Here is a 23,718-nt window from a genome sequence, read left to right as displayed (position 1 = left end):
TGCGGCTCCATCTGGGAAGGACCGCGTGCGCTCGGCGGCAAGCAAGCAGGTGACGCGCAGCGTCTCCGTTGGGGTGGCGGCGGGCTGACGGGCGGGCCGCGCTTCGCGAGGCGCGCCGATCGTCGGGGGTGATGCGGGACCTCCGGCGGAGGGCGGTGCGGTTCGGATCGACCTTCGTGCCAACCGGATCCCGAACCCGCGCATGATGTCCGCCAACCCCGGGGATGCCGATACTGGAGGCGAGCACACGGGTGTCACCAGGAGACACCGAGTCACCCGGGTGAGGAGGCCGGCATGGTCCCGACCGCACTGCAACTCCACCGGCGCCGGCGGCAGGCCGCCGGGCGCATATCCGCCGGTTCCGCCATCGGCCGTTTCGGGCCCCGCCGCCTGCTGTCGGCCGTGCTGCCGGCACTCCAGGCGGCGATCGACGCCCGGGGCCTGGTGCCCGAGCCCGACCCCGGGCGGGTACGCGCGATGCTCATCGAGATCGGCGAACTCGACCCCGCCGCTCCGCCGCAGGAGCGCCGCCGAGCGCTCGCGGCCTTCCAGCGCGCCAACGGGCTGCCCGACGACGGGGTCGCCGACGGCCGCACGGTCTCCATGCTCTCCCGCGCCTGGCGGGAGTGCCGCGAGCTGCGCGAGACCGGGATCGGGGACTGCTGACCGCGCACCGCGCCCGCGGCGGCCGTCCCCGCCCGGCCCGCACCGCCCCGCCGGAGGAGGCGGTCTCCGCCCGCCGCCGCGGAGTGACCCGCCGGACACCGCGTCGGGCTCGGGATGGCGGCGGTCGCCTGGGATGATCGGGACATGGCAGAGCAGAGATCCCCACACGACCTTCCCGACGTCTCCGGCCTGTCCGTCGCGGTGCTCGGCGGCACCGGCGACCAGGGCCGCGGCCTCGCGCTGCGGCTGGCGATGGCCGGGCACCGGGTGGTCATCGGCTCGCGCAGCCGCGAGCGGGCCGAAGGCGCCGCCGGCGAGCTGGGCGAGGGACTTCCGGTCAGCGGCGCCGAGAACGCCGAAGCCGCCCGCGGCTGCGACGTCGTCATCGTGGCGGTGCCCTGGGACGGCCACCGCGCGCTGCTGGAGTCGCTCGCGGCCGACCTGGCGGGCAAGCTCGTGGTCGACTGCGTGAACCCGCTGGGCTTCGACGGCAAGGGCCCCTACGCGCTGGACGTGGAGGAGGGCAGCGCCGCCCAGCAGGCCGAGGCGCTGCTGCCCGACAGCCGCGTGGTCGCGGCCTTCCACCACGTCTCGGCGGTGGTGCTGCTCGATCCCGAGATCGACCACGTCGACCTGGACGTCCTGGTGCTCGGCGACGACCGCGAGGCCACCGACACCGTGCGCGCGCTGGCCTCCCGAATCCCCGGCGTGCGGGGAATCTACGGCGGACGCCTGCGCAACGCCCACCAGGTCGAGGCGCTGACCGCCAACATCATCGCGATCAACCGCCGCTACAAGGCCCACGCGGGACTGCGCATCACCGACGTCTGACCAATCAGGAGCACGGCGAGGACGGCGGGAGACCGGGGCCCGCACCGATGGGCGCGGGCCCAGGCCTCCGCTCGTCCTCGCCGCCCCGCGGCGCGCGGCGGCGGCCGCGGTGCGGCCGCTACAGCATGGTGCGCAGCTTCTCCACCAGCTTGACCGGGTCGTCGCCCACCGGAGTGACGTTGAGGTGGGTGACGCCGGCCGCGCGGAAGGCGGCCACGCGCTCGCGCACGTAGGACTCCGGCCCCACGAGGTTGGTCAGCTCCACGAACTCGTCGGGGACGGCGGCCGCCGCCTCCTCCTTCTTGCCGTCCAGGTAGAGGTCCTGGATGCGCTCGGCGGCCTCCTCGAAGCCGTAGCGGCGGGCGACGTCGTTGTAGAAGTTCTTGCCCTTGGCGCCCATGCCGCCGACGTAGAGCGCGATCATCGGGCGGGTGAAGTCGGCGAGCTTGCGGGTCTCCTCGCCCTCGCCGATGGCCAGCAGGCCGCCCGCGCAGATCTGCAGCTCGCCCAGCGCCGGGTCGCGCTTGGCCTTGCCGCGCGCCAGGGCCTCGCCCCAGACGGCGTCGGATTTCTCCGGAATGAACAGGTGGGGCAGCCAGCCGTCGGCGATCTCGGCGGTCATCGCGACGTTCTTCTCGCCCAGGGAGGCGACGAAGATCGGGACGCCGCTGCGCACCGGGTGGTTGATGATCTTCAGCGGCTTGCCCAGTCCGGTGCCCTGCTCGGGCGGCAGCGGCAGGGTGTAGGCGCGGCCGTCGTGGGTGAGGCGCTCCTCGCGCGCCCACACCTTGCGGCAGATCTCGACGATGTCGCGCGTGCGCCCCAGCGGCTTGGTGTAGGGGACGCCGTGCCAGCCCTCGATGACCTGGGGCCCGCTGGCGCCCAGGCCGAGTACGGCGCGGCCGTCGGAGAGGTAGTCGAGGCCGGCGGCCGTCTGCGCGATCAGCGTGGGGGTGCGCGTGTAGACGGGCAGGATCGCCGACCCGATGTTCACGCGCTCGGTGCGTGCGGCGATGTAGCCCATCAGGGTGGGACTGTCGTAGCCGTAGGCCTCGGCCACCCACACGGTGTCCAGCCCGGCCTTCTCCAACTCGACGACCTGGTCAACGGCCGGCTTGGCCTCGCCGGCGTATTGCAGCGGCATGGAGATGCGCATGTTGCCTCCCTTGACTCGCGCGGCGGGGCGCGCACGGTTGCCGCAACTCTACTACCGGGTAACTTAGCGCGGCGCCCGCCGTTCCGGTGCCGAGCCGCGCACTGGGAACCACCCGGCCCGATATGCGCGCGCCCGCCGGAGGCGCTGCTCCGGCGGGCGCGGGCGGTCAGTGCGGTCAGGCGCGCGCGGTCACCTGTAGGAGTGCTCGGCGTCGGGGAAGGAACCCTGCACGACCTCGTCGGCGAAGTTCCGCGCGGCGGTGGAGAGCGTCTCGTTGAGATCGGCGTAGGCCTTGACGAACTTGGCCACGTGCGGGCTGAGCCCGGCCATGTCCTGCCACACCAGCACCTGGGCGTCGGTGTCGGGGCCGGCGCCGATGCCGATGGTGGGGATGGACAGCTGCTCGGTGACACGGGCCGCCAGCTCGCTGGGCACGCACTCCAGCACGACGGAGAACGCCCCCGCGCGCTCCAGCTCCTTGGCGTCGGCCAGCAGCGCGGCGCCGGCCTCCTCGCCCCGGCCCTGCACCCGGTAGCCGCCGAGGGTGTTGACCGACTGCGGCGTGAGCCCGATGTGGCCCATGACGGGGATCCCTGCGGCGACCAGCGCCTCGACCTGGTGGGCGACGCGGTGCCCGCCTTCCAGCTTCACCGCCTGGGCGTGGCCCTCCTTCATGAACCGCGCGGCCGCGTCCAGCGCCTGCTCGGGCGATCCCTGGTAGGAGCCGAACGGCAGGTCGGCGACGACGAGGGCGCGCTTGGTGGCCCGCGAGACGGCCGCCGTCAGGGGGAGCAGGTCGTCGACCGTGACGGGCAGGGTGGAGTCGTAGCCGTAGACGACCATCGCCGCCGAGTCGCCCACCAGCAGCACGGGGATCCCGGCCTCGTCGAAGACGCGGGCGGTCAGCGCGTCGTAGGCGGTGAGCATGGGCCAGCGCTCCTGGCGCTCCTTGGCCTGCAGGATGTCGCGGACGCTGACCCTGCGGCCCGTGGCGCCCCCGTAGAGGGCGGGGGCGGATGCGGTAGTGCTCATGGTGCTCTCCTCCGGTGTCTCGAAGCGCGGCTGCGGCGTCTCCGGACGGTGTCGGACAGGCTCGGCGGCACTGGGCGCCGTCGGCTGATTCATCATCCCATAGCGGGATTCACGGCTTTCATCGTGTCCCAACCTTGCGGCGCGCTCGGATCATCCCGGCAGGTCGTCGCACCGGAGCCGGCGGCCCGGTGGGCACGGGGGAGGGCCGGAGGTGCGGGCGCGGCGGCGGCGTTCCGCCTCGCCGCCGCCGCGCGGGCGCGCGGGCGAGTTTCGGCACCGCGGGCCGCCCGCGGAACGACGAAAACGCAATCCGATCGCCGCCGAACCGCGGTATGCGCTGCATGCGCGCCGCGAATGAATTCGCGCGGTCGGCGGAAAACGAATCCCCAGAATTAGGCCATCGGCGTGCGCAGCCGGATATATTGTCCGATGGCGCCGCAGAGTCCGGTAATGCGGGCGTGGACGCCGCTGCGGCACGCGGGCGCGGGCGCTGTCAATGCGCGCGGCAATGCCATAAACTGTCCCGCACAACGGCCTGACGAAACCGGGCATCCCACCCCCTGAGACGGCGATCCGTCCCGGGTTTCGCCGGCCGCGGAGCCGAATAGCAGATACCCGGCCACCTCGCGCCAGGAAGGAATTTCCGTTGTGAGTGGGCACCCCCCCGCCCCGGACGCGGCCTACGCCCCGCGGTCCGCCACCCAGGCGCCGCCCATCAAGGTGCTCGTCGTCGACGACCACGCCTTCTTCCGGCGCGGGCTGGTGTCCGTGCTGGACGACGAACCCGACATCGACGTCGTCGGCGAGTCCGGCGACGGCGAGCACGCGGTGCGCACGGCCGCCGACCTGGCGCCCGATGTGGTGCTGATGGACGTGTGGATGCCGGGCAGCAACGGCATCGACGCCTGCACCGGCATCAAGGCCATGGTGCCCGGCGCCAAGATCGTGATGCTCACCATGAGCGACGAGGAGGACGACCTCTTCGAGGCGCTCAAGGCGGGCGCCACCGGCTACCTGCTCAAGGAGATCTCCGTCGACGAACTGCCCGCCGCCGTGCGCGCCATCGCCAGCGGGCAGTCGTTCATCACGCCGTCGATGGCCACCAAGCTCATCGGTGAGTTCACCGCCCTGGCCAAGAAGGACGGCGGCCGCACCCGCCGGGTCCCCGCGCCCCGGCTGACCGGACGCGAGACCGAGGTGCTGCGCGGGGTGGCGCGCTGCCTCAACAACAAGGAGATCGCCGACGAGCTGTTCATCTCCGAGCACACGGTCAAGAACCACGTTCGCAACATCCTGGAGAAACTCCAGCTCCACTCCCGCACCGAGGCCGCCGTCTACGCGGTACGCGAGAAGTTCCTCGACGGCGAATAGGTGTCCCGGCCGGCCGGGGCGGCCGCGCCCCGGCCGGCCGGTGCCGCGCCTACAGCGTCGGCAGGTAGCGCTGCAGCTCGTAGGGGGTGACCTGGCGCCGGTAGGACTCCCACTCCGCCTTCTTGTTGCGCAGGAAGAAGTCGAAGACGTGCTCGCCGAGCGTCTCGGCGACCAGCTCGCTGTTCTCCATCGCCCTGATGGCCTCGTCCAGGCTCTGCGGCAGCGGCGCTATGCCCAGCGCCCTGCGCTCGGCGTCGGTCAGCGCCCACACGTCGTCCTCGGCGCCGGGAGGAAGCTCGTAGCCCTCCTCGATCCCCTTCAGCCCGGCGGCCAGGATCACCGCGTAGGCGAGGTAGGGGTTGCAGGCGGTGTCGACCGAGCGGAACTCGATCCGGCTGGAGTTGCTCTTGTTGGGCTTGTACATCGGCACCCGCACCAGCGCCGAGCGGTTGTTGTGGCCCCAGCACACGTAGGCCGGCGCTTCGCCGCCCGCGCCCGCGGAGGCGGCGGCGTTGTCCCACAGCCGCTTGTAGGAGTTCACCCACTGGTTGCACACCGCGGTGATCTCGGCGGCGTGGCGCAGCAGCCCGGCGATGAAGCCGCGGCCGACCTTGGACATCTGGTATTCCGCGCCGGGCTCGTAGAAGGCGTTGCGCTCGCCCTCGAACAGCGACATGTGGGTGTGCATGCCCGAGCCCGGGTACTCGGTGAAGGGCTTGGGCATGAAGGTGGCGTAGACGTCCTGCTCCATCGCCACCTCCTTCATCACCAGCCGGAAGGTCATGATGTTGTCGGCGGTGGTGAGCGCGTCGGCGTAGCGCAGGTCGATCTCCTGCTGGCCGGGGCCGCCCTCGTGGTGGCTGAACTCCACCGAGATGCCCATGGCCTCCAGCATGTTGATCGCATTGCGCCGGAAGTCGTGCGCGCTGTTGTGCGGCGTGTGGTCGAAGTAGCCGCCGGAGTCGTTGGGCTCGGGGAACTCGCCGTACTCGGGCTTCTTCTTCAGCAGGTAGAACTCGATCTCGGGATGGGTGTAGAAGGTGAACCCGAGGTCGGAGGCCTTGCTGAGCTGGCGCTTGAGCACGTGGCGCGGGTCGGCGTAGCTGGGGCTGCCGTCGGGCATCAGGATGTCGCAGTACATCCGCGCCGTGCCGTGCGGCTCGTTGCGCCAGGGCAGCACCTGGAACGTGGCGGGGTCGGGCTGGGCGAGCATGTCGGCCTCATACACCCGCGCGAAGCCCTCGATGGCCGAGCCGTCGAACCCGATGCCCTCGGTGAAGGCGGCCTCGAGCTCGGCCGGGGCGACGGCGACCGACTTGAGGTAACCGAGCACATCGGTGAACCACAGTCGGACGAACCGGATATCGCGCTCCTCAAGAGTACGGAGCACGAACTCCTGCTGTCGGTTCACGCCTCCACCTTCCTCGTCGTGGTGCGTCGTGGTGCACGCGGTCCTGTCGTCCGCCGCGATGGGCACGGTCCTACCCGCCAGTGTGCACGGCCCAGGTTTCCGCCGCATTAACGCAGCTCGCGCCCTGCGGCCGTGGCCACAGTCTACGCAGCCGCACATCGCGGCCGCTCCGCCGCGGGCGGGGAGCCGGGCGGCGCGTGCGGCGCGCCACCCACTAGTCTCGAAGGGTGGCCCAGCTCAGAATCGCGATGGCGCAAGTGAACCCGACCGTCGGCGACCTCGACGGCAACTGCCGGCTCGTTTTGGACTACGCCCGGCGCGCACACGAGGCGGGCGCCCACCTGGCGGTGTTCCCCGAACTCGTGGTGACCGGCTACCCGGTCGAGGACCTCGCCCTGCGCAACTCGTTCGTCTCCGCCTCGATCAAGGCCGTCGCCGCGCTCGCCGAGCAGCTGGCGCAGGAAGGGCTGGGCGAGCTGCCCGTGGGGGTGGGCTACCTCAGCCGCCGCGTCGGCGTGGGGGAGCGCTACGGCCAGCCCGCCGGCGCGCCGCAGAACGCCTTCGCGCTGCTGTACCGGGGACGCGTCGAGGTCACCTCGGCCAAGCACCACCTGCCCAACTACGGCGTCTTCGACGAGTTCCGCCACTTCGTGCCCGGCGAGGCGCTGCCCGTGGTGCGGCTGCACGGCGTCGACGTGGCCTTCGCGGTGTGCGAGGACCTCTGGCAGGGCGGCGGACCGGTGGCCGCGGCCCGGCGTGCGCGCGCGGGCCTGCTGGTGACCGTCAACGCCTCGCCTTATGAGCGCGACAAGGACAACGTCCGCCTGGAGCTGTGCCAGCGCCGCGCCCGCGAGATCGGCGCCGCCGTGGGTTATGTGAACATGAGCGGCGGCCAGGACGAGCTGATCTTCGACGGCGACTCGCTGATCGTCGACTCCGAGGGCGAGCTGGTCGCGCGCGCCCCGAAGTTCGCGGAGGACCTGTTCGTCACCGACCTGGCGCTGCCCGCCGCCGCGGATTCCGGTGAAGGGCCGGTGTCCGAGGAGCCCGCCCAGGCCGTGGACGGCGTGCGCGTGGTGCGCCACCTGCTCTCGCCCGAGCCCGTGGCGGCCTACGCGCCGGATCCGCCGGTGCTGACCCCGCGCGCCGACCCCGCCTCCGACGTCGGCGAGGTCTACCGGGCATTGGTGGTGGGGGTACGCGACTACGCGCGCAAGAACGGCTTCGCCTCGGCCGCCGTCGCGCTCTCGGGCGGTATCGACTCCGCGGTGAGCATCACCGTCGCCGTGGACGCGCTGGGCCCCGATCGCGTCCACGCGCTGCTGCTGCCCAGCAAGTACTCCAGCGAGCACTCGGTCTCCGACGCCGAGGAGCTGGTCAAGCGGCAGGGCATCAGCGCGCGCACCGTGGCCATCGCGCCGATCGTGGCGGCCTTCGAGGAGAGCATCACCCTGGAGGGCCTGGCCGCCGAGAACCTGCAGGCGCGGGTGCGCGGCACGCTGCTGATGGGCCTGTCCAACCAGGAGGGCCACCTGGTGCTGGCCACCGGCAACAAGAGCGAGCTGGCCACCGGTTACTCCACCCTCTACGGCGACTCGGTGGGCGGGTTCGCGCCGATCAAGGACTGCTGGAAGTCGCTGGTGTGGGAGCTGGCGCGCTGGCGCAACGCCGCCGCCGAACGCGCCGGCGAGGTCCCCCCGATCCCGGAGAACTCCATCGCCAAGCCGCCCAGCGCCGAGCTGCGGCCGGGCCAGCTCGACACCGACTCGCTGCCCGACTACGACCTGCTCGACGGGCTGCTGGACGCCTACGTCGGCACCGATCAGGGCATGCGCGAGCTGACGAGCGCCGGCTACGACCCCGAGCTGGTCCGCAGGGTGATCCGGATGGTCGACCGCGCCGAGTACAAGCGCCGCCAGTACCCGCCCGGCCCCAAGATCAGCTCGCGCAACTTCGGCCGCGACCGCCGCCTGCCGATCACCAACCGCTGGACCCCGCCGGACTGAGCGGCTCCCTGCCCGGCTCCCAGCCTTCCCGCCCGCCGGTCGCGCTGCCGGCGCCGCCCTGCCCGGCGAGGCGCGGCGGTGGCTATGAGATCGGCGGGACGACGGGGCCGGTGAAGGCCGGCCGGCGGTACTAGGCGAGACCGAGTTCGCGGGCGCGGGCTCCGGCGCTGGCGCGGTTGGGCAGGTCCAGCTTGGCCAGGATGTGCGACACGTGCACGCTGGCGGTCTTGGGCGCGATGAACAGCTCCGCGGCGATCCCCGCGTTGGTGTAGCCGCGGGCCAGCAGCCGCAGCACCTCGGCCTCGCGCGCGGTCAGCCCCGCCGGCGGCCCGGCCGGGGCGCCGCCGCCGGAGCCGGCGTCCAGCGCCACCCCGGCCCGCCGCGCCAGCTCGCGGGCACCGGCCTCCAGCACCGCGGCGCCGTGCTCGGCGGCGAGCTTGGCGGCCTCCCGCAGCCGGTCGGCCACCTGTGCGCCGCGGTCGGCGGCCAGCGCGGACTCCGCCTCCAGCAGCAGCGCCTCGGCGCGGTGCAGCGGCATGGTGACCTCGTTCCACGCCTCCACCGCAGCCGACCAGGCCGCGGCCGCGTCGGCGGGCCCGGTATCGGCGGAGGCCAGCCGGGCGCGCACCGTGCTCCGCTGCGCAGCCTGCACCGGTCCGTCGGCCCGCAGGTTCGCGGCGAGGGCGGCGGCGCCGGCGCGCACCTTTGCCGCCTCGTCCGGACCGCCGCCGGGAAGCTCAGCGGCCTGCCGCAGCGCCTCGGCGATGCGGTCCAGCACCACCCACCCGTAACCCGGCGACCGGTCGAAGTCGATGCGCTCCAGGACCCGGTCGGCCATCTCCAGCGCGCGGGCGAGGTCGCGTTCGGCCACGTGCAGGTCGATCAGTGCGGCGGCGCTGAGCTGCATGGTGTGGATGCGGAAGTTGCCCAGGACGCAGTCGGGGTCGAGCTCGGCGGCACCGCGCCGGGCTCCCTCCAGGTCGCCCTGCGCGAGAGCGGCGCGCACGTCCACGGCGATGAGGTAGAGCCGGTGGGCGGGGGAGGGCGACCAGGCCAGGCTGTGGCGCACCTTCGCCCGGCTGCCCGCGAGGTCGCCCAGGTCCAGGCGGGTCTCGGCGATGTTCAACGCGACGAAGGGGCCGTTGGCGCTCATCAGCCCGAGATCGCGCAGCCGGTCCATGGCGGTGCCGAGCTGGGCGAGGGCCTCTTCGTGCATGCCGCGTTCGCGCATGTAGTGGGCGAGGTTGGCCATGCCGCGCGACTCCAGGGACGGGTCGGCCAGCTCGCGCGCCAGCTCCAGACCGCGCTCCAGGGTGGCCCGGCCCTCGTCGAAGCGCCCCTCGTTCATCTGGGAGGTGCCCAGGGTCAGCAGGGCGTCGGCCTCGGCGCAGGTGTCGCCGCCCTCCCGGGAGCGGCGGATCGCCTCGGTCGCGAGCTCGGTGGCGCTCAGCCAGGTCGGCGCGCCCGTTGCCAGATGGTCGGCGGCGAACGACTCCTCCTGGTGCAGCATCGCCTCCCGCGCCAGCAGCGAGAGCACGAACCCGTAGCCGGGATCGTGGGGCGGGTGGATGGCCATGGCCTTCACCAGGTCGGAGATCCCGTCTCCGTCGGAGAGCTGGGTGCGGGCCTGGCCGCGGCGCCGCAGCAGCCTGGCGCGGTCGATGCGGCTCTGCTCGTCGTCGGCGTCCTCGCCGATCTCGTCCAGACCGGCGTCGCACAGCGCCCGCGCGCGGAAGAAGTCGCCGCTCTCCAGGGCGGCGGCCGCGGCGCGGGACACCACCTGCACGTGGCTGCGGCCCTGCACGCGCTCGACGGCGTCGGGGACCTTCTCCCAGTATTCCAGGATCCTTTCGAGCATGCGCAGTTCCTCGGCGAAGGCGAGGGTCTCGGCGGCGCGCACCGCCGCCCGCCACGCGGCGCTCAGCGCACGCGGCAGGTCGTGGCCGGAGGAGAAGTGGTGCGCCTGTTCGGCGGCGAGGCGGTGGAAGGGGACGGCACCGGGCAGCGCGTCCAGAGCCTCGGCGAAGCGCAGGTGCAGTCGGGTGTGCTGGCCCGGCAGCAGTTCGTCGTGGACGGCCTCGCGCAGCAGCGCGTGCCGGAACCGGTAGCCGGTGCCGTCCACACGCAGCACGTTGGCGTCGACCAGCGCACGCAGCGCGGTGTTGAGCTCGTCCTCGCCGATCCCCGCGACGTGGGCCAGCAGGTCGTGCTCGATGTGGGCGCCGCTGACGGCGCCGATCGCGGCCACGCGCAGCACCTGGCGGTGCGCATCGTCGAGCCCGTCCAGCGAGGCCAGCAGGAGTTCGCGGGGCCGTTCGGGCAGCCCGGCGCCGACGAACCCGTTCTGGCCCGCCAGCGACTCCACGAACAGCGGGTTGCCGCCGGTGCGGTCGAAGAGGGCCGCCGCCTCGTCGGGGCCGAGGTCGCGGCCGCGGATGGCCGCCGCCTGCTCGGCGGCCTGCTCGAAGGTGAGGGGATCCAGCTCCATGCGGGTGACCGAGGGCAGCCGCTCCAGTTCCAGCAGCAGGCGGCGGAGCGGGTGGCCGCGGTGGAGGTCGTCGCTGCGGTAGGTGGCGACGATCTGCACGGCCGCGGTGTCGAGGTTGCGCAGCAGGAATACCAGCAGGTCGCGGGTCGCGGTGTCGGCCCAGTGCAGGTCCTCGATGACCACGGTCAGCCCCTCGGTGCCGGCGACCGAGGTCAGCAGGCGCAGCACCTGCTCGAACAGCAGCCCGCGCGCCTCGCGGCGGTCCTCGGGAGGCGCGCCCAGCTCGGGCAGCAGGCGGGCCAGTTCCTGGGTGCCGCCCGGGGCCAGCGCGTCGAAGGCCGCGCGCCCGTGGTCGCGCAGGATGTGCCGCAGCACCGTCACGAACGGGGCGAAGGGCAGGCCGTCGACGCCGAGTTCCAGGCATCCGCCGGTGACGACGCGGCCGCCCGCGACACGCTCGGTGAACTCCGCGATCAACCGGGACTTGCCGACTCCGGCGTCGCCCCCCACGAGCACGGTCGCCGCACCGGCGCCGGAGCGCGCGCTGTGCGCGTGGTCGATGAGGGAATGGAGTTCCTGCCTGCGCCCGATGAACACGGGACTGGAGCCGACCGGCATCATCCGCCCAGTATGCCCGCAAACGGGGTGTTCGGGCTATTGCGTTTCCGGTTGCAGCCCCGCGGAGCAGGGCGGGGGCGGGACGGCGGAGCGACCGGCCGTGAAGCGCCGGCCGCCCCGGCCGGGTGCGCGTCAGCACCCGGCCGGGACGCCCTGGGCGGCGGAGGCCTCGGGGACCGCGTCGGGCACGGGGCGCGGAGCGGGGGCGCCGCTCTCCGGGGGCTCGGGCGGCAGGGAGCGCGGCCGCTCGGCCGGGGCGTGGGCCCCGCCGCCGGGGTCCTCGTCCCGGGACCGGCGCTTCCGGTCGCGCTTGCGCGCCTCGCGCAGCGCGCGCCGCAGGGAGCTGCGCCGCGCCTCTTCCCGGAATCGGGAGATGCGCTGGTCGACGGCCGCGTGCAGCAGGTCGGGATGCATGGCGATGCCCTTCTTTCGGTGATTCCGGTCGGCTCCGGCGGCGCGAGGCCCGGTGTTGCGGTGCTCCCCGCCGCCGTGATGACCACTCTCCGGCTAAGACGCGGGCGCGCACATCGGGTGAAAGCCTTATCCGCACGCCGGAACGGGCCTGCGGGCGATGAGACGCCAGGCCGCGCGGATAAGACGGGCTAAGACCGACGGCGTTCGGCCGGCTCCGCGGGGATGACGGCGAAGGCGGCACCGAGTCCGGCTGCGCCTGCCGCGTCCGCCTCCCCGGTCGGTCGTGCGGCGGGGTTGGCGAGGGCGGCGGGGCGCTCGGGGCGGCGCGGATCGGTGGGGGTGCTGGAGGGCCGGGCATGCGACGGGGCGGTGACGGCGGCTGATGGCCTGGGTCGGCGGTAATCGGTTCCGGGGCCGTTCGGTTGGGAGTGTGGCGAGGGCGGCGCGGACCGGTGGACGGTGTAGCCCGCGACCAGCGGTTCCGGTGCCCGCCGGCCGAGCACGCGGCGAGGGCGGCGACGGCCGGCGGGGGCGGGGGCTGGGCGACCACCGGTTGCTGCGGGCGGGCGGCGATGGCGTCCGACGGGGGCGTCGAGGCCGACGGAGGGCTCGGGCCTGCGGGGATCGGTTCGGGTGGGCGCCGGTCGCGCACCCGACGCGGGCGGCGCGGCCTAACGCCGCCCGCGTCGTCGCGCCGTGCCCTCGCCGCCCCAGCGGCGGCCGGAGGGCGCGGAATATCCGGGGTCCGTGTCCGGCTCCCCCGTCGAGGGTGTCCGTGGGGCCACTCTCGGCACCGAGAGTGGCCCCACGGACACCCTCGACGCGACCTGGGCAGGGCTCGGTGGGCACCCGGACCGCTGGTCGCGGGCTAAGCCCTCCGCGCCGGCCGCGGCCCGCCCGGCCCCCGGTCCCCGTCCGCCGATGTGGCGCTCCATGGGCGTGGCACTTTCCGTGATCACGCGCATGCGCGTAGTTGTCTCGGTGTGGCCGCTCGATAACGGGAGCGGCGTCAACCATCGGGGGTTGGTGATCGTGGCCGACGGAATCGGTAACTGGGGCCGTCGTTGCACGGCGGGTGCGGCGGCGGCCGTGCTGCTGGCGGCGGGGGCGAGCGCGTCCGCGTCGGCGGCCTCGCCGGGGCAGGACGGCGACGCGGCGCCGCGCGCCGGGGGAGGGGCGCCGCTGCCGGCGGTGTGGTCAGGCGACCCCGACCCCGCGTCCGCCGCCTACGCACCCGGCGTGCCGCCCTCGGTCGCCGCCGCGCTGGCTCCGACCGACCCGGCGGGCGGCGAGCGCGCTGCGGCGATGGAGGAGGCGTCGCTTTCCATGGCGGTCAGCGACGACCGCGACACCATCGCGGCCGGCGAGGAGGTCGTCTACACCCTCACACTGCGCAACGAGGGCGAGGAGGAGAAGGAGGCGGTCCTCTCCCAGCGGGTCTCGGCGGAGGCGCGGTTCGTCGACGTCGGAGCCGACGGCATGGCGACGGGCGGCGTCGCCACCTGGCGGGTGGTGGTCGGCCCCGGAGAGCGGATCGAGCGCACGGCCCGGGTGCGGCTGGGCGAGCCGGGCGAGCGGCTGTGGCGCGTGGCCACCACCGCCTGCGCCCAGACCGAGGCGGGCCGGCCGCCGGTGGCCTGCGCCTCCGACACCAACCGCGTCGACACGGCGGCGCGCGCCGGTGCGTCGGCCGTCTCGGCCCCGCAGCGCGTGCTCACCGTGACCAGCATCCTCACCGGGGTCCTGATCGTCCTCGCGACGGGCGCGGCGGTCTTCGTGCTCTGGTTCCGCCGGCCGGCCTCCCGCAGAAGGACGCTCCGCCGGGAGGACGCCGAGTGATGCCGCAGGGGATCCGCGCCTTTCAGTTCGCGGCTCAGCAGCCCTCGCCGAGGATGTGGGTCAGCACGTCGCGGATCTCCGCGGCCGAGATGCCGCGTTCGTCCAGCAGGCCCTGCAGGAACAGGCCGTCGACGGCCGCCACCGCCGCGCGCACGGCCACGGGGTCGCCGGTGCAGCGGGCCACCGCCTCCGAGAGCGCCCGCAGGTAGCGGTGCACCACCGGCCGCAGGACGGGGCGGCGCACCGCCAGCAGGGTCAGTTCGCATTCGGCCAGCGCGCGGTGCCGGTCGGGTCCGGTGCCGTCGGCGACCAGGGCGGCGAGTGCGGCCGGGATGTCGCGGCGCCGCTGCGCGACGGCGCGCAGCTGCTCGACGTAGGCGTCGGTGGCCGACGTCAGCGCGGCCACGAGCAGGTCGTCGAGCGTGGCGAAGTGATACACCGCCGAGCTCGCCGGCACCCCCGCCGCGCGCGCGACGGCGCGGTGGGTCACCCCGGCCACCCCCTCGGCCTCGACCACGCGCAGGGTCGCGGCGATCAGCGCGGCGCGCCGGCGCTCGCCGCGCACCCGGCGGCCGTCGGCACTCTCCCCGGCGCTCAGTGCGCCCCTCCCAGCTCCAGGGCGAGCACACCCGCGATGACCAGGACGATGCCGCCCGCCTGGACCCAGGTGAGGCTGTCGCCCAGGAACGCCGCGCCGACGACCGCCACCAGCGACACGCCCAGGGCCGCCCAGACACCGTAGGCCACCCCGATGTTCATGCCGCGGTTGAGCACCTGGGCCAGCAGCCACAGCGCGGCGCCGTAGCCGGCCAGGGAGATCAGCGACGGCACCAGGCGGCTGAACCCGTCGGAGAAGCGCAGTGCGATCGTCCCGGTGACCTCGGCGGCGATCGCGCCCAGCAGCAGCAGCCACGTCATGAGCGGACTTCCTTTCCTGCCCGCCCGCACGCGGCGGGCGTGCGTCGGGTCCGGCGGCACGGGGAGAGGGCGCGGGAACGGGCGCCCGCCGCACCCGCCGCACCGAAAGTTGAACAACAGTGCAACTACTTCAGCCTACCGGGGGCCGCGGGCGGCGGCTACGGTGATCAGCGTGGCTCGGGAGACATTCACCATGACGGCGGGCGCGCTGGCCAGGCGCGGCTTCGGCGACGGCGAGCGGGCCGTGCGGCTGCTCAGCGAAAGCGGGATCGATCCCGCCCGGCACTCCGACATCGTCGGCGAACTCGGGGCCGCCCCCGATCCCGACCAGGCGCTGCTGGGGCTCTGCCGCATCCTGGAGGCCTGCGGCGAGCCCGCCGAGCTGCTGGACGCGCTGTGCACCGACCCCGACCTGCGCGCCCGGCTGGTCAAGGTGCTGGGGGCGAGCTCCGCCCTCACCGACCACCTGGTGCGCCACCCCGGCGACTGGCGGGAGCTGCGCGGCGCCGACGCGGCGCGCGCCCCCAGCTCCGCGGAGCTGCGGGCGAGCATGCTGCACATCGTCGGCGCCGATCCCCACTCCGCCGCCCCCACGGCCGCCGAGAAGGTCGACGACCCCGACGGCCCCGCGCACGCGCTGCGGGTCGCCTACCACCGGCGCGTGCTGCGGCTGGCCGGGCGCGATCTGACCGGCGCCGCCGACCTGGAGGCAGTCGGAGCCGAACTCGCCGACCTGGCCGCGGCCGTCCTGGAAGCCGCACTCGCGGTCGCGCGGGCCGAGGACCCCGACCAGGCCGCCCTGTGCCGCCTGGCGGTGATCGGCATGGGCAAGTGCGGCGGGCGGGAGCTGAACTACGTCAGCGACGTCGACGTCGTGTTCGTCGCCGAACCCGCGGAGGGCGTCGCCGACGACCAGGCGGCGATGCGCGCGGCCGCCCGCCTGGCCGCGGCGATGATGCGCATCCCCGGCGAGACCGGTCGCGAGGGCACGCTGTGGCAGGTCGACGCGGCGCTGCGCCCCGAGGGCAAGAACGGGCCCCTGGTGCGCCCGCTGTCGGGGCACGTCTCCTACTACCGGCGCTGGGCCAAGACCTGGGAGTTCCAGGCGCTGCTCAAGGCCCGCCCGATCGCGGGCGACACCGAGCTGGGCGCCGCCTACGCCGCCGAGATCGAACCGATGGTGTGGCGGGCCGCCGGCCGCGACAACTTCGTCGACGACGTGCAGTCGATGCGCCGCCGTGTGGTCGCCCACATCCCGCCGGCCGAGTCCGAGCGCGAGATCAAGCTCAGCCGCGGCGGGCTGCGCGACATCGAGTTCTCCGTGCAGCTGCTGCAGCTCGTGCACGGCCGCGGCGACCCGGCGCTGCGCTCCGGCAACACCCTGGCCGCCCTGGAGGCGCTGTCGGCGACGGGCTACGTGGGCCGCGAGGACGCCGCCGGGCTCGCCGAGGCCTACCGCTTCCTGCGCCGCGTCGAGCACCTGCTCCAACTGAACCGGCTGCGCCGCACCCATCTGCTGCCCGACCCCGACAGCCCCGACGGAGCCGAGCAGCTGCGCCGGCTGGGGCGGGCGCTGGGCTACACCGCCAACCCCGTCGCCGAGTTCACGGCGGCCTGGCGGCGGGTCGCCGCCGACGTGCGGCGGCTGCACGAGAAGCTGTTCTACCGGCCGCTGCTGCACGCCGTGGCCCGCCTGCCCGAGGGGGAGGCGCGGCTGACCCTGGAGCAGGCCGGCGAGCGGCTCGGCGCCCTGGGCTTCGCCGACCCGGCCGGCGCGCTGCGGCACCTGGAGGCGCTGACCTCCGGAGTCTCGCGGCGGGCGTCGATTCAGCGCACGCTGCTTCCGGTCATGCTGGGCTGGTTCGCCGACGCCCCCGATCCCGACGCCGGGCTGCTGGGCTTCCGCCAGGTCAGTGAGGCGCTGGGCGGCACGCCCTGGTACCTGCGGCTGCTCCGCGACGACGTGCGCGTGGCCGAGCGCATGGCCTGGGTGCTGGGCACCAGCCGTTACGTGACCGAGCTGCTGCTGCGGGCGCCCGAGGCGGTGGCGGTGCTGGCCGACGACGCCGACCTCGTGCAGCGTCCGCACCAGGCGCTGGCGGCCGAGGCCGACGCGGCCCTGCGCCGCCACGGCACCGCCGAGAACGCCGTGGCCGCCGTGCGCGCACTGCGCCGCCGCGAGCTGCTGCGCACGGCACTGGCCGACCTGCTGGAGGTCTCGAACGTCGACGCGGTGGGCGACGCGCTCACCGACATCACGGCGGTGACGATCCAGGCGGCGCTGCGCACGGCGCGCGCGCGGGTGGCCGCGCAGCGCGGCGAGGAGCCCCCGACACGGCTGTGCGTGGTGGCGATGGGCCGTTTCGGCGGACGGGAGCTGACCTATGCCAGCGACGCCGACGTCCTGTTCGTCCACGACCCGCTGCCCGGCGCGGACCAGGAGGCGGCGACCCGCAGCGCCGACGCGATGGTGCGGGAGCTGCGGCGGCTGCTGGAGATGCCGGCGGTGGACCCGCCGCTGCACCTGGACGCCGACCTCCGCCCCGAGGGCCGCAGCGGGGCGATGGTGCGCACCCTGGACTCCTACGCCGCCTATTACCGGCGCTGGTCCTCGACCTGGGAGAGCCAGGCGCTGCTGCGCGCCGCCCCCGTCGCCGGGGACACGGAGGTGGGCGCGCGGTTCACCGAACTCATCGATCCACTGCGCTATCCCGCCGAGGGTGTCGACGACACCGCGGTGCGCGAGATCCGCCGCCTCAAGGCCCGAATGGAGGCCGAGCGGCTGCCCCGGGGCGCCGATCCCGCCCTGCACACCAAGCTCGGCCGGGGCGGGCTCTCCGACGTGGAGTGGGTCGCCCAACTGCTCCAGCTGCGGCACGCCCGCGAGGTGCCCGGCCTGCGCACGACCGGCACGCTGGAGGCCCTGCGGGCCGCGGTCGCCCACGGGCTGCTCGACGCGGACGACGGGGCGGTCCTGGAGGCCGCCTGGTGCGCGGCCGCCCGGGTGCGGGGGGCGATCATGCTGGTGCGCGGCAAGCCCTCCGACTCCATCCCCACGTCGCTGCGCGACCAGGCCATCCTGGCGGGCGCCCTGGGCTACCGCGACGACGAGGAGGAGGGCGCCGTCGGGCGCATGGTCGAGGACTACCGCCGGGTCACCCGCAGGGCGCGCGCGGTGATGGAGCGGGTCTTTTACGACGACTAGATCGTTGATGGGAGTTTTGCGGAACTCCTGCGGGCACGACGAAGGGCGCCCATGCTCAAGCTGTGAACACGAACCTGGACGCCCTTCTGATCGCACTCTATGTCCACCTGGACGACCACGTCCTGCCCTCGAGCAGGAAACCGGGAAAACGCGGCCCCAAACGGCTGCTCACCGACGCCGAACTGGTCTGCGTGGCCATCGCCCAAGTCCTGCTGCGCTGCGACTCCGAGCGCCACTGGATGCGTACCGCACCCGCCCGGATCGGCCACCTCTTCCCCCGCCTGCCCGGCCAATCCGAGTACAACCGCCACCTGCGCGATGCGGCCCCCGCCCTGCTCGCCGCCTCCATGTGGCTGGCCCGCTCGGTTCCGACCTGGCAGGAGAACCTGCGGCTGATGGACGGCACCCCGCTGCGCTGCGGCGCCTCCCGCGTCACGGTCAACCGCTCGGGCCTGGGTGAGATCGCCGGCTACGGCGTGGACAAGTCCCACCACGCCTTCTACTGGGGCGCCAAACTCATGCTCGTCACCACCGCCGAGGGGGCGGTGTGCGCCTTCAGCCTGGCCCACCCCAAGGAGCTGGACGAACGCAAGCAGGCCCTGCACCTGCTGCACGTCCACCAGGCCGCGCCCGGCCCGGGCCCGATCGTGTGCGATAAAGGCTTCGCCGGCGCCGGCATCGAGTCCGCCGTGGCCGCGACGGGACATACCATCGTGCGCCCCGCCCTGGAGTCCGAGAAGCAGCGCGGACACGGCCCCCGGCACTTCCCGGGCTGGCTGCGCCAGCGCATCGAGGCGGTGATCTGGACGTTGAAGAACCAGCTCGGACTGGAGCGCCACGCCGCCCGCACCGCCGAAGGGCTCTGGGCGCGCACCTGCCAGCGCATCTGTGCGCTCAACGCCGCGATCTGGCACAACTGGCTGATCGATGCCCCCCGTCAAGCGGTCGCTGATCGCCTACGACCACTGACCAGGACACACAACAACCCCCATCAACGATCTAGTCCGTGGTTAAGAACGGCGAGGGCTCCGCTTTCCAGGAACCCACCGGGTACCCCCTGGGGCGGTCACGATCGGGGTTGCGGCAATGGGTGCGCTTCGCGAAGCGCGATCCGCCCGCCCGTCAGCCCGCCGCCACCCCAACGGAGACGCTTCGCGCCACGTGCCCGCCCGTCAGCCCGCCACCACCCCAACGGAGACGCTTCGCGTCACGTGTTTGCTTGCCGCCGAGCGCACGCGGTTCTTCCCAGATGGAGCCGCACCATCGGTGGCGGGCCTCCAGCACAAAAGTGCGCCGTGCGCTCGGCGGCAAGCCGGCGCACAGCGCTTCGCGCATCACAGCCCCATTGCCGCAACCTCCTGTGGTGACCGACTTCTTAAACGGGACGTAGTCGGATAATTGGTTCAGACCAGGCAGGTGGGGTTCTCAGGACACGAACACGGCCACGGCCACGTTCACGACGGTCAGCGCGCCGGCGGTGATGGCCAGCGGGTTGCCGGGCTTGCGGACGTTGAAGATCGCCACGGCCGTCACCGCGATCGCCACGGCCAGCTTGATGCCGAACTTGACGTGGTTGACCGGGTCCTCCCCCATCTCGGCCAGGCCGAGCAGGAGCAGACCGGTCACCAGCTGCAGCAGCGAGCTGTGCAGAATGCTCTTGGGCCCCGAGGCGTGCCCGGTGATCAGCTGGATCATGAACCCCGCGAGGATGCCCGCCATACCGAGCAGGTGCAGGAAGACCAGTACCGAGTTGATGAAGTCCATGCCCCGACGTTACTACAGCCTGTAGTAGCAAGGGTCGCCCGCCTGACACATCGCAATCACGATCACGCGGCGCGAACTGCAGACGACCGCTGCCGGTTCCCCCGGTCGCCTCGTCACTGCGGGGATGGCGTGTCGGTGACCGTGCCGCGTTCGGCCCGGGCCGCGTCGCGCGCCGCTACAGCATCCTCGGCGGTGACGCCCGAACCGGGTGTCCAGTCGGCGAGCTCGTCCAGAAGTCCGATGTTCGTGTCGCAGGAGGCCTCACGTACCACGAGGGCGTGTAGGTAGGCCTGGAGGGACTGTCCGTTCCTGTGCGCCCGGTCAGCGAGGATGTCCCGCACCTCTTCGGGGACATCGCGGATTTGCAGAGCGACCACGCACGCAGTCTAGTGCCAGGAGTTCAGCACGGTGGGGGCTTCTGGCCGGGTTGCAAACTCACCTCTTGACCAGGCGGAGCGGGCGCTGGACACGATCCCGCGAACGGTGGTCACCACCGGTCGACCCGTTCGCAGGTGGGCGAGGGCGCCATCGAGCCGATCTCATGGGAAACCGCCGCCCGCACCCCCTGCCAGGTGCGGGCGGCGGCCCGTATGCGGCGCGGATCAGGGCCTGGGCGTGCTGATCCGCAGCGGCATCAGATGTCGTAGTACAGCTCGAACTCGCGCGGGTGCGGGCGCAGGCGCAGCGAGTCGATCTCCTCGGTGCGCTTGTAGTCGATGTAGGTCTCGATCAGGTCCTCGGTGAAGACGCCGCCCTCGACCAGGAACTCGTGGTCGGCCTCCAGGGCCTCCAGGGCCGCGTCCAGCGAGGCGGGGACCTTCTCGATGGCCTCGGCCTCGGCCGGCGGCAGCTCGTAGAGGTCCTTGTCGACCGGCTCCGGCGGCTCGATCTTGTTCTTGATGCCGTCGATGCCGGCCATGAGCATCGCCGAGAAGGCCAGGTAGGGGTTGGCCGAGGGGTCGGGCACCCGGAACTCCAGGCGCTTGGCCTTGGGGTTGGACCCGGTCAGCGGGATGCGGATGCAGGCCGAGCGGTTGCGCTGGGAGTACACCAGGTTGATCGGGGCCTCGTAGCCGGGCACCAGCCGGTGATAGGAGTTGATCGTCGGGTTGGTGAAGGCCAGCAGCGCGGGCGCGTGCTTGAGCAGGCCGCCGATGTAGTAGCGCGCGGTGTCGGACAGCTGCGCGTAACCCGACTCGTCGAAGAACAGCGGGGCGCCGTCCTTCCACAGGCTCATGTGGCAGTGCATGCCCGAGCCGTTGTCGCCGAAGACCGGCTTGGGCATGAAGGTGACCGACTTGCCCTCGGAGTAGGCCGTGTTCTTCACGATGTACTTGTACAGCTGCACGTGGTCGGCGGACTTCAGCAGCGTGTCGAACTTGAAGTCGATCTCGGCCTGGCCCGCGGTCCCCACCTCGTGGTGCTGGATCTCGACCTGCATACCGGCGTCGATCAGGTTGCGCACCATGGTCGAGCGCAGGTCGCTGTAGTGGTCGACCGGCTCGACGGGGAAGTAGCCGCCCTTGTAGCGCGGCCGGTAGCCCAGGTTGGACTGCCCGTTCTGCGTGCCGGTGTTCCAGGCGCCCTCGATGGAGTCGATGTAGTAGAAGCTCGCGTTCTCCTGCGTCTGGAAGCGCACGTCGTCGAAGATGTAGAACTCGGCCTCGGGACCGACGAAGACGGTGTCGGCGATGCCGGTGCTGTGCAGGAACGCCTCGGCCTTGCGGGCCACGTTGCGCGGGTCGCGGCTGTAGGACTCGCGCGTGAACGGGTCGTGCACGAAGAACGTCAGGTTGAGCGTGCGGTGCTGGCGGAACCGGTCCACGACCGCGGTGGACAGGTCCGGCAGCAGCAGCATGTCGGACTCGTGGATGGCCTGGAAACCACGGATCGACGAACCGTCGAACATCAGGCCCTCGTCGAAGGTTCCCTCATCGACGTGCTCGATGGGGAGCGTGAAGTGGTGGGTGGCCCCGAACAGGTCCGTGAACCGGACGTCGAGGAACTTGATGTCCTCGTTCCGGGCGAAGGCCAGAAGTTCTTCGGCGCTGCTGAACAAGAGTTACCTCCGTGCAGGTGAAAGAGGCCGCGGGCCCGGTGCCCCGCATCTTTGCGGTATCGCGCTCCGGCCACGCAACCTCCCGGCTACGGCAACGACGCTAGGAGCAGGCGATTTCCGGTCCATGTCTCCAATGTTTCCTGCGCGTTACGGAGCTCGGCGTTCTCCCTGCCCATCGTGCACCAGCAGATGCCGCGAGAGAAGCTTCACGGCGCGGAGCGCCGCCGCCGAGGGCGGGCGGGGCGCTCGGGGGAGAGCGGACCCGCCCGCCGCGGCGGGGGCCGCCGCGGCCCACCGCGGCCCGGCCGGAGCCGCCCCGCACACCCGCGGGAAAAACGAGTGACCCGATAGCGTTGTTCCATGGCCAACACCGAAGGCGCCGAGCAGGCGCAGTTCCACCACCGCGGCAGTCGGCTGGGCATGCCCGAGCACGGGCCGGGATCGGTACCGGGCCTGGGCAGGCGGCTGGCGGGCCTGTTCCTCGACTGGCTGATGTGCGCCCTGGTGGCCTCGGCTGTCACCGGCGGGCCCGGCGAGGATCCCGCGGCCACGACCTTCACCTCCGGCGCGGCGCTGCTGCTGTTCGCCGTCTACACCGCGCTGATGCTGTCGGTGTTCGGCACCACGCTGGGCAAGCGGATGGTGGGCATCGAGGTCGCCTCCACCGGCGAGCGCCCGCTGCCGTGGCCGGTCGCGATGGTGGTGCGCACCGTCCTGCTGTGCCTGGTGATCCCGGCGGTGGTCTACGACCGCGACCACCGCGGCCTGCACGACCGCGCCGCCGGCACCATCACCCGGCGGATGTGACCGTCCGCATCCGGGCGCGCCGCGGGGCCCCGTCCGATCGCGCCGGCCCGCCGCACGGCGCCGCCGGGCCCGGCTCCCGCGCCCGGCGGGTCCTCAGCGGCCGCCGCCCGGCGACTTGGGGACCTTCGGCATCTTCGCGCCCTTGGGCATGGGGCCCTTGGGCATCTGCATCCCCGCGGGCAGCGCCTTGAGCCGGTAGCGCAGCTCGGCGACCTCGCCCTTGTCCAGGTTGCGGGGCAGGCGGACCAGCTCTCGCTGCAGCCGCGAGATCGGCACCTGGTTCTCGCCGTTGCCGACCTGCACGTCGTAGATGGGCGTGTTGTAGGCCACCCGCGCCACCTTCTTCTTCTCGGCGGCGATCAGCCCCTTCAGCCGCGCGGGCTCGCCCTCGCCGACCAGCACCACGCCGGGGCGCCCCACCGCGCGGTGGACGACGTCCATCTGCCGGTTGGCGTTCACGCCCGGCTCACTGGTCCAGTCGCCGCGCATGTTGTCCAGCACCGCCATCGCGGCGCCGAGCTGGCCCTCCAGCATCTGGTACTGGAGGCGCTGCGTGGCGCGGGTGAAGTAGAAGAAGCCGGCCAGGAACGCCACCCCGAAGCCGAGCGGGCCCCAGTACAGCCACCCGCCGAAGACGATGCCGCCGACCACGGCCAGCGCAGCCACCGCCAGGAAGATCCCGACCGCGATGGGGATGGTGCGCGGGCTCTGCCGGTGCACCACCCGGACGACCATGCCGAACTGCTTGAGCCTGCCGGGCTGCTTCTGCGTGCCGTTCTGGCCCGTGGCGCCGGCTGCCGGGGCCGCGGGGGCCTTGGTGTCCTTGGGCTTCTTCGCCATTGTCTTTCCAGGCAGGGTGCACCGGTGGTGCACCGACGGGAGTAACCCCTCTCCTGCCCGTCCTCCTATCGGTCGAACCCTGCTCTTCGGGCCGCGCCCCGGTCGCCTCGGGCGCGCGCCGCCGCTCGTCTGGCCGGTGCGGGGCGCCGCCGGCCGCCTGGACCGGGCGGGCGGTGACTGGCCCCGCCCTTTTCACAGGATATGGGCCGGGGGCGAGCGGACGGGAGACGGCGGCCCCGCGACCGCCGTCTCAGCTTGGTTACGTTGTCCGCCCGAGCCCGCAACCGGCCCCG

At 73.1% G+C, this 23,718-nt stretch carries 19 protein-coding genes; 8 read left to right on the top strand and 11 right to left on the bottom strand.

Going from position 1 to position 23,718, the window contains the following annotated elements; all coding sequences use genetic code 11:
- Window positions 1-294 precede the first annotated feature (294 nt).
- Both FZ103_RS07330 and npdG read left to right on the top strand, forming a co-directional pair.
- Entirely contained in the window at window positions 295-666 is a 372-nt protein-coding gene (locus tag FZ103_RS07330) for a peptidoglycan-binding protein (protein ID WP_155999821.1), read from the top strand.
- Window positions 667-810: 144 nt separating this feature from the next.
- Window positions 811-1,497, top strand: coding sequence for an NADPH-dependent F420 reductase (npdG, locus tag FZ103_RS07325; protein WP_155999819.1), 687 nt, complete (start codon window positions 811-813; stop codon window positions 1,495-1,497).
- Window positions 1,498-1,615: 118 nt separating this feature from the next.
- On the opposite strand, the gene FZ103_RS07320 is transcribed toward npdG, so the two are convergent.
- Window positions 1,616-2,653, bottom strand: coding sequence for an LLM class F420-dependent oxidoreductase (locus FZ103_RS07320; RefSeq protein ID WP_155999817.1), 1,038 nt, complete (start codon window positions 2,651-2,653; stop codon window positions 1,616-1,618).
- A 189-nt stretch (window positions 2,654-2,842) separates the two neighbouring features.
- On the bottom strand, window positions 2,843-3,685 hold the full coding sequence (panB, locus tag FZ103_RS07315) for a 3-methyl-2-oxobutanoate hydroxymethyltransferase (RefSeq protein WP_155999815.1): 843 nt from the start codon (window positions 3,683-3,685) through the stop codon (window positions 2,843-2,845).
- A 648-nt stretch (window positions 3,686-4,333) separates the two neighbouring features.
- Here panB and FZ103_RS07310 point away from each other — a divergent pair.
- Window positions 4,334-5,056, top strand: coding sequence for a response regulator transcription factor (locus FZ103_RS07310; RefSeq protein ID WP_186355955.1), 723 nt, complete (start codon window positions 4,334-4,336; stop codon window positions 5,054-5,056).
- Between the two features lie 49 nt (window positions 5,057-5,105).
- Here the strand turns inward: FZ103_RS07310 and glnA (FZ103_RS07305) are convergent, their stop codons facing one another.
- Window positions 5,106-6,467, bottom strand: coding sequence for a type I glutamate--ammonia ligase (gene glnA / locus FZ103_RS07305; RefSeq protein ID WP_186355954.1), 1,362 nt, complete (start codon window positions 6,465-6,467; stop codon window positions 5,106-5,108).
- A 227-nt stretch (window positions 6,468-6,694) separates the two neighbouring features.
- Between glnA (FZ103_RS07305) and FZ103_RS07300 the strand changes: the two genes are divergently transcribed.
- Entirely contained in the window at window positions 6,695-8,473 is a 1,779-nt protein-coding gene (locus FZ103_RS07300; protein ID WP_186355953.1) for an NAD+ synthase, read from the top strand.
- Window positions 8,474-8,603: 130 nt separating this feature from the next.
- Here FZ103_RS07300 and FZ103_RS07295 read toward each other — a convergent pair whose 3' ends face one another.
- Both FZ103_RS07295 and FZ103_RS07290 read right to left on the bottom strand, forming a co-directional pair.
- The gene (locus tag FZ103_RS07295) at window positions 8,604-11,582 is read right to left on the bottom strand and encodes an AAA family ATPase (RefSeq protein ID WP_343233421.1); all 2,979 of its coding nucleotides are present in this window, start codon (window positions 11,580-11,582) and stop codon (window positions 8,604-8,606) included.
- Between the two features lie 129 nt (window positions 11,583-11,711).
- The gene (locus FZ103_RS07290; RefSeq protein WP_155999811.1) at window positions 11,712-11,993 is read right to left on the bottom strand and encodes a hypothetical protein; all 282 of its coding nucleotides are present in this window, start codon (window positions 11,991-11,993) and stop codon (window positions 11,712-11,714) included.
- A gap of 1,023 nt (window positions 11,994-13,016) precedes the next feature.
- On the opposite strand from FZ103_RS07290, the gene FZ103_RS07285 reads away from it, so the two are divergent.
- Window positions 13,017-13,832, top strand: a complete 816-nt coding sequence (locus FZ103_RS07285) for a hypothetical protein (protein ID WP_155999809.1) — start codon at window positions 13,017-13,019, stop codon at window positions 13,830-13,832.
- A gap of 34 nt (window positions 13,833-13,866) precedes the next feature.
- On the opposite strand, the gene FZ103_RS07280 is transcribed toward FZ103_RS07285, so the two are convergent.
- Together FZ103_RS07280 and FZ103_RS07275 are read right to left on the bottom strand one after the other, a co-directional pair.
- Entirely contained in the window at window positions 13,867-14,397 is a 531-nt protein-coding gene (locus FZ103_RS07280) for a TetR family transcriptional regulator (protein ID WP_343233420.1), read from the bottom strand.
- 29 nt (window positions 14,398-14,426) lie between these two features.
- Window positions 14,427-14,750 (bottom strand): multidrug efflux SMR transporter, encoded by a 324-nt coding sequence (locus tag FZ103_RS07275; RefSeq protein ID WP_155999807.1) that lies wholly within the window; start codon window positions 14,748-14,750, stop codon window positions 14,427-14,429.
- A 193-nt stretch (window positions 14,751-14,943) separates the two neighbouring features.
- Here FZ103_RS07275 and FZ103_RS07270 point away from each other — a divergent pair, with 193 nt between their 5' ends.
- Window positions 14,944-17,955, top strand: coding sequence for a bifunctional [glutamine synthetase] adenylyltransferase/[glutamine synthetase]-adenylyl-L-tyrosine phosphorylase (locus FZ103_RS07270; protein WP_156000075.1), 3,012 nt, complete (start codon window positions 14,944-14,946; stop codon window positions 17,953-17,955).
- A 62-nt stretch (window positions 17,956-18,017) separates the two neighbouring features.
- Entirely contained in the window at window positions 18,018-19,322 is a 1,305-nt protein-coding gene (locus FZ103_RS07265) for a transposase (protein WP_394350083.1), read from the top strand.
- A gap of 58 nt (window positions 19,323-19,380) precedes the next feature.
- On the opposite strand, the gene FZ103_RS07260 is transcribed toward FZ103_RS07265, so the two are convergent.
- From FZ103_RS07260 to glnA (FZ103_RS07250), 3 genes are all read right to left on the bottom strand, one after another.
- A complete protein-coding gene (locus tag FZ103_RS07260; RefSeq protein WP_155999805.1) occupies window positions 19,381-19,719 on the bottom strand; it encodes a hypothetical protein in 339 nt (112 codons plus the stop codon).
- Window positions 19,720-19,832: 113 nt separating this feature from the next.
- A complete protein-coding gene (locus FZ103_RS07255; RefSeq protein WP_186355951.1) occupies window positions 19,833-20,096 on the bottom strand; it encodes a hypothetical protein in 264 nt (87 codons plus the stop codon).
- Window positions 20,097-20,353: 257 nt separating this feature from the next.
- Window positions 20,354-21,778 carry a type I glutamate--ammonia ligase gene (gene glnA / locus FZ103_RS07250; protein ID WP_155999803.1) on the bottom strand — a complete coding sequence of 475 codons (1,425 nt, stop codon included), beginning with the start codon at window positions 21,776-21,778 and terminating at the stop codon, window positions 20,354-20,356.
- Between the two features lie 360 nt (window positions 21,779-22,138).
- Between glnA (FZ103_RS07250) and FZ103_RS07245 the strand changes: the two genes are divergently transcribed.
- A complete protein-coding gene (locus FZ103_RS07245) occupies window positions 22,139-22,585 on the top strand; it encodes an RDD family protein (protein WP_155999801.1) in 447 nt (148 codons plus the stop codon).
- A gap of 93 nt (window positions 22,586-22,678) precedes the next feature.
- Here the strand turns inward: FZ103_RS07245 and FZ103_RS07240 are convergent, their stop codons facing one another.
- On the bottom strand, window positions 22,679-23,425 hold the full coding sequence (locus tag FZ103_RS07240) for a DUF4191 domain-containing protein (RefSeq protein WP_155999799.1): 747 nt from the start codon (window positions 23,423-23,425) through the stop codon (window positions 22,679-22,681).
- Window positions 23,426-23,718: the final 293 nt, after the last annotated feature.

Origin of the sequence: Streptomonospora sp. PA3, assembly GCF_009728995.1 — a bacterium.
Taxonomy (GTDB): domain Bacteria; phylum Actinomycetota; class Actinomycetes; order Streptosporangiales; family Streptosporangiaceae; genus Streptomonospora.
This window is presented reverse-complemented; position numbering and strand designations above follow the sequence as displayed.

Coding starts and splice junctions, on each gene's coding strand:
- FZ103_RS07330 (WP_155999821.1), top strand. CDS start 295: ATGGTCCCGACCGCACTGCAACTCCACCGGCGCCGGCGGCAGGCCGCC.
- npdG (WP_155999819.1), top strand. CDS start 811: ATGGCAGAGCAGAGATCCCCACACGACCTTCCCGACGTCTCCGGCCTG.
- FZ103_RS07320 (WP_155999817.1), bottom strand. CDS start 2,653: ATGCGCATCTCCATGCCGCTGCAATACGCCGGCGAGGCCAAGCCGGCC.
- panB (WP_155999815.1), bottom strand. CDS start 3,685: ATGAGCACTACCGCATCCGCCCCCGCCCTCTACGGGGGCGCCACGGGC.
- FZ103_RS07295 (WP_343233421.1), bottom strand. CDS start 11,582: ATGATGCCGGTCGGCTCCAGTCCCGTGTTCATCGGGCGCAGGCAGGAA.
- FZ103_RS07290 (WP_155999811.1), bottom strand. CDS start 11,993: ATGCATCCCGACCTGCTGCACGCGGCCGTCGACCAGCGCATCTCCCGA.
- FZ103_RS07275 (WP_155999807.1), bottom strand. CDS start 14,750: ATGACGTGGCTGCTGCTGCTGGGCGCGATCGCCGCCGAGGTCACCGGG.
- FZ103_RS07270 (WP_156000075.1), top strand. CDS start 14,944: ATGACGGCGGGCGCGCTGGCCAGGCGCGGCTTCGGCGACGGCGAGCGG.
- FZ103_RS07260 (WP_155999805.1), bottom strand. CDS start 19,719: ATGGACTTCATCAACTCGGTACTGGTCTTCCTGCACCTGCTCGGTATG.
- FZ103_RS07245 (WP_155999801.1), top strand. CDS start 22,139: ATGGCCAACACCGAAGGCGCCGAGCAGGCGCAGTTCCACCACCGCGGC.
- FZ103_RS07240 (WP_155999799.1), bottom strand. CDS start 23,425: ATGGCGAAGAAGCCCAAGGACACCAAGGCCCCCGCGGCCCCGGCAGCC.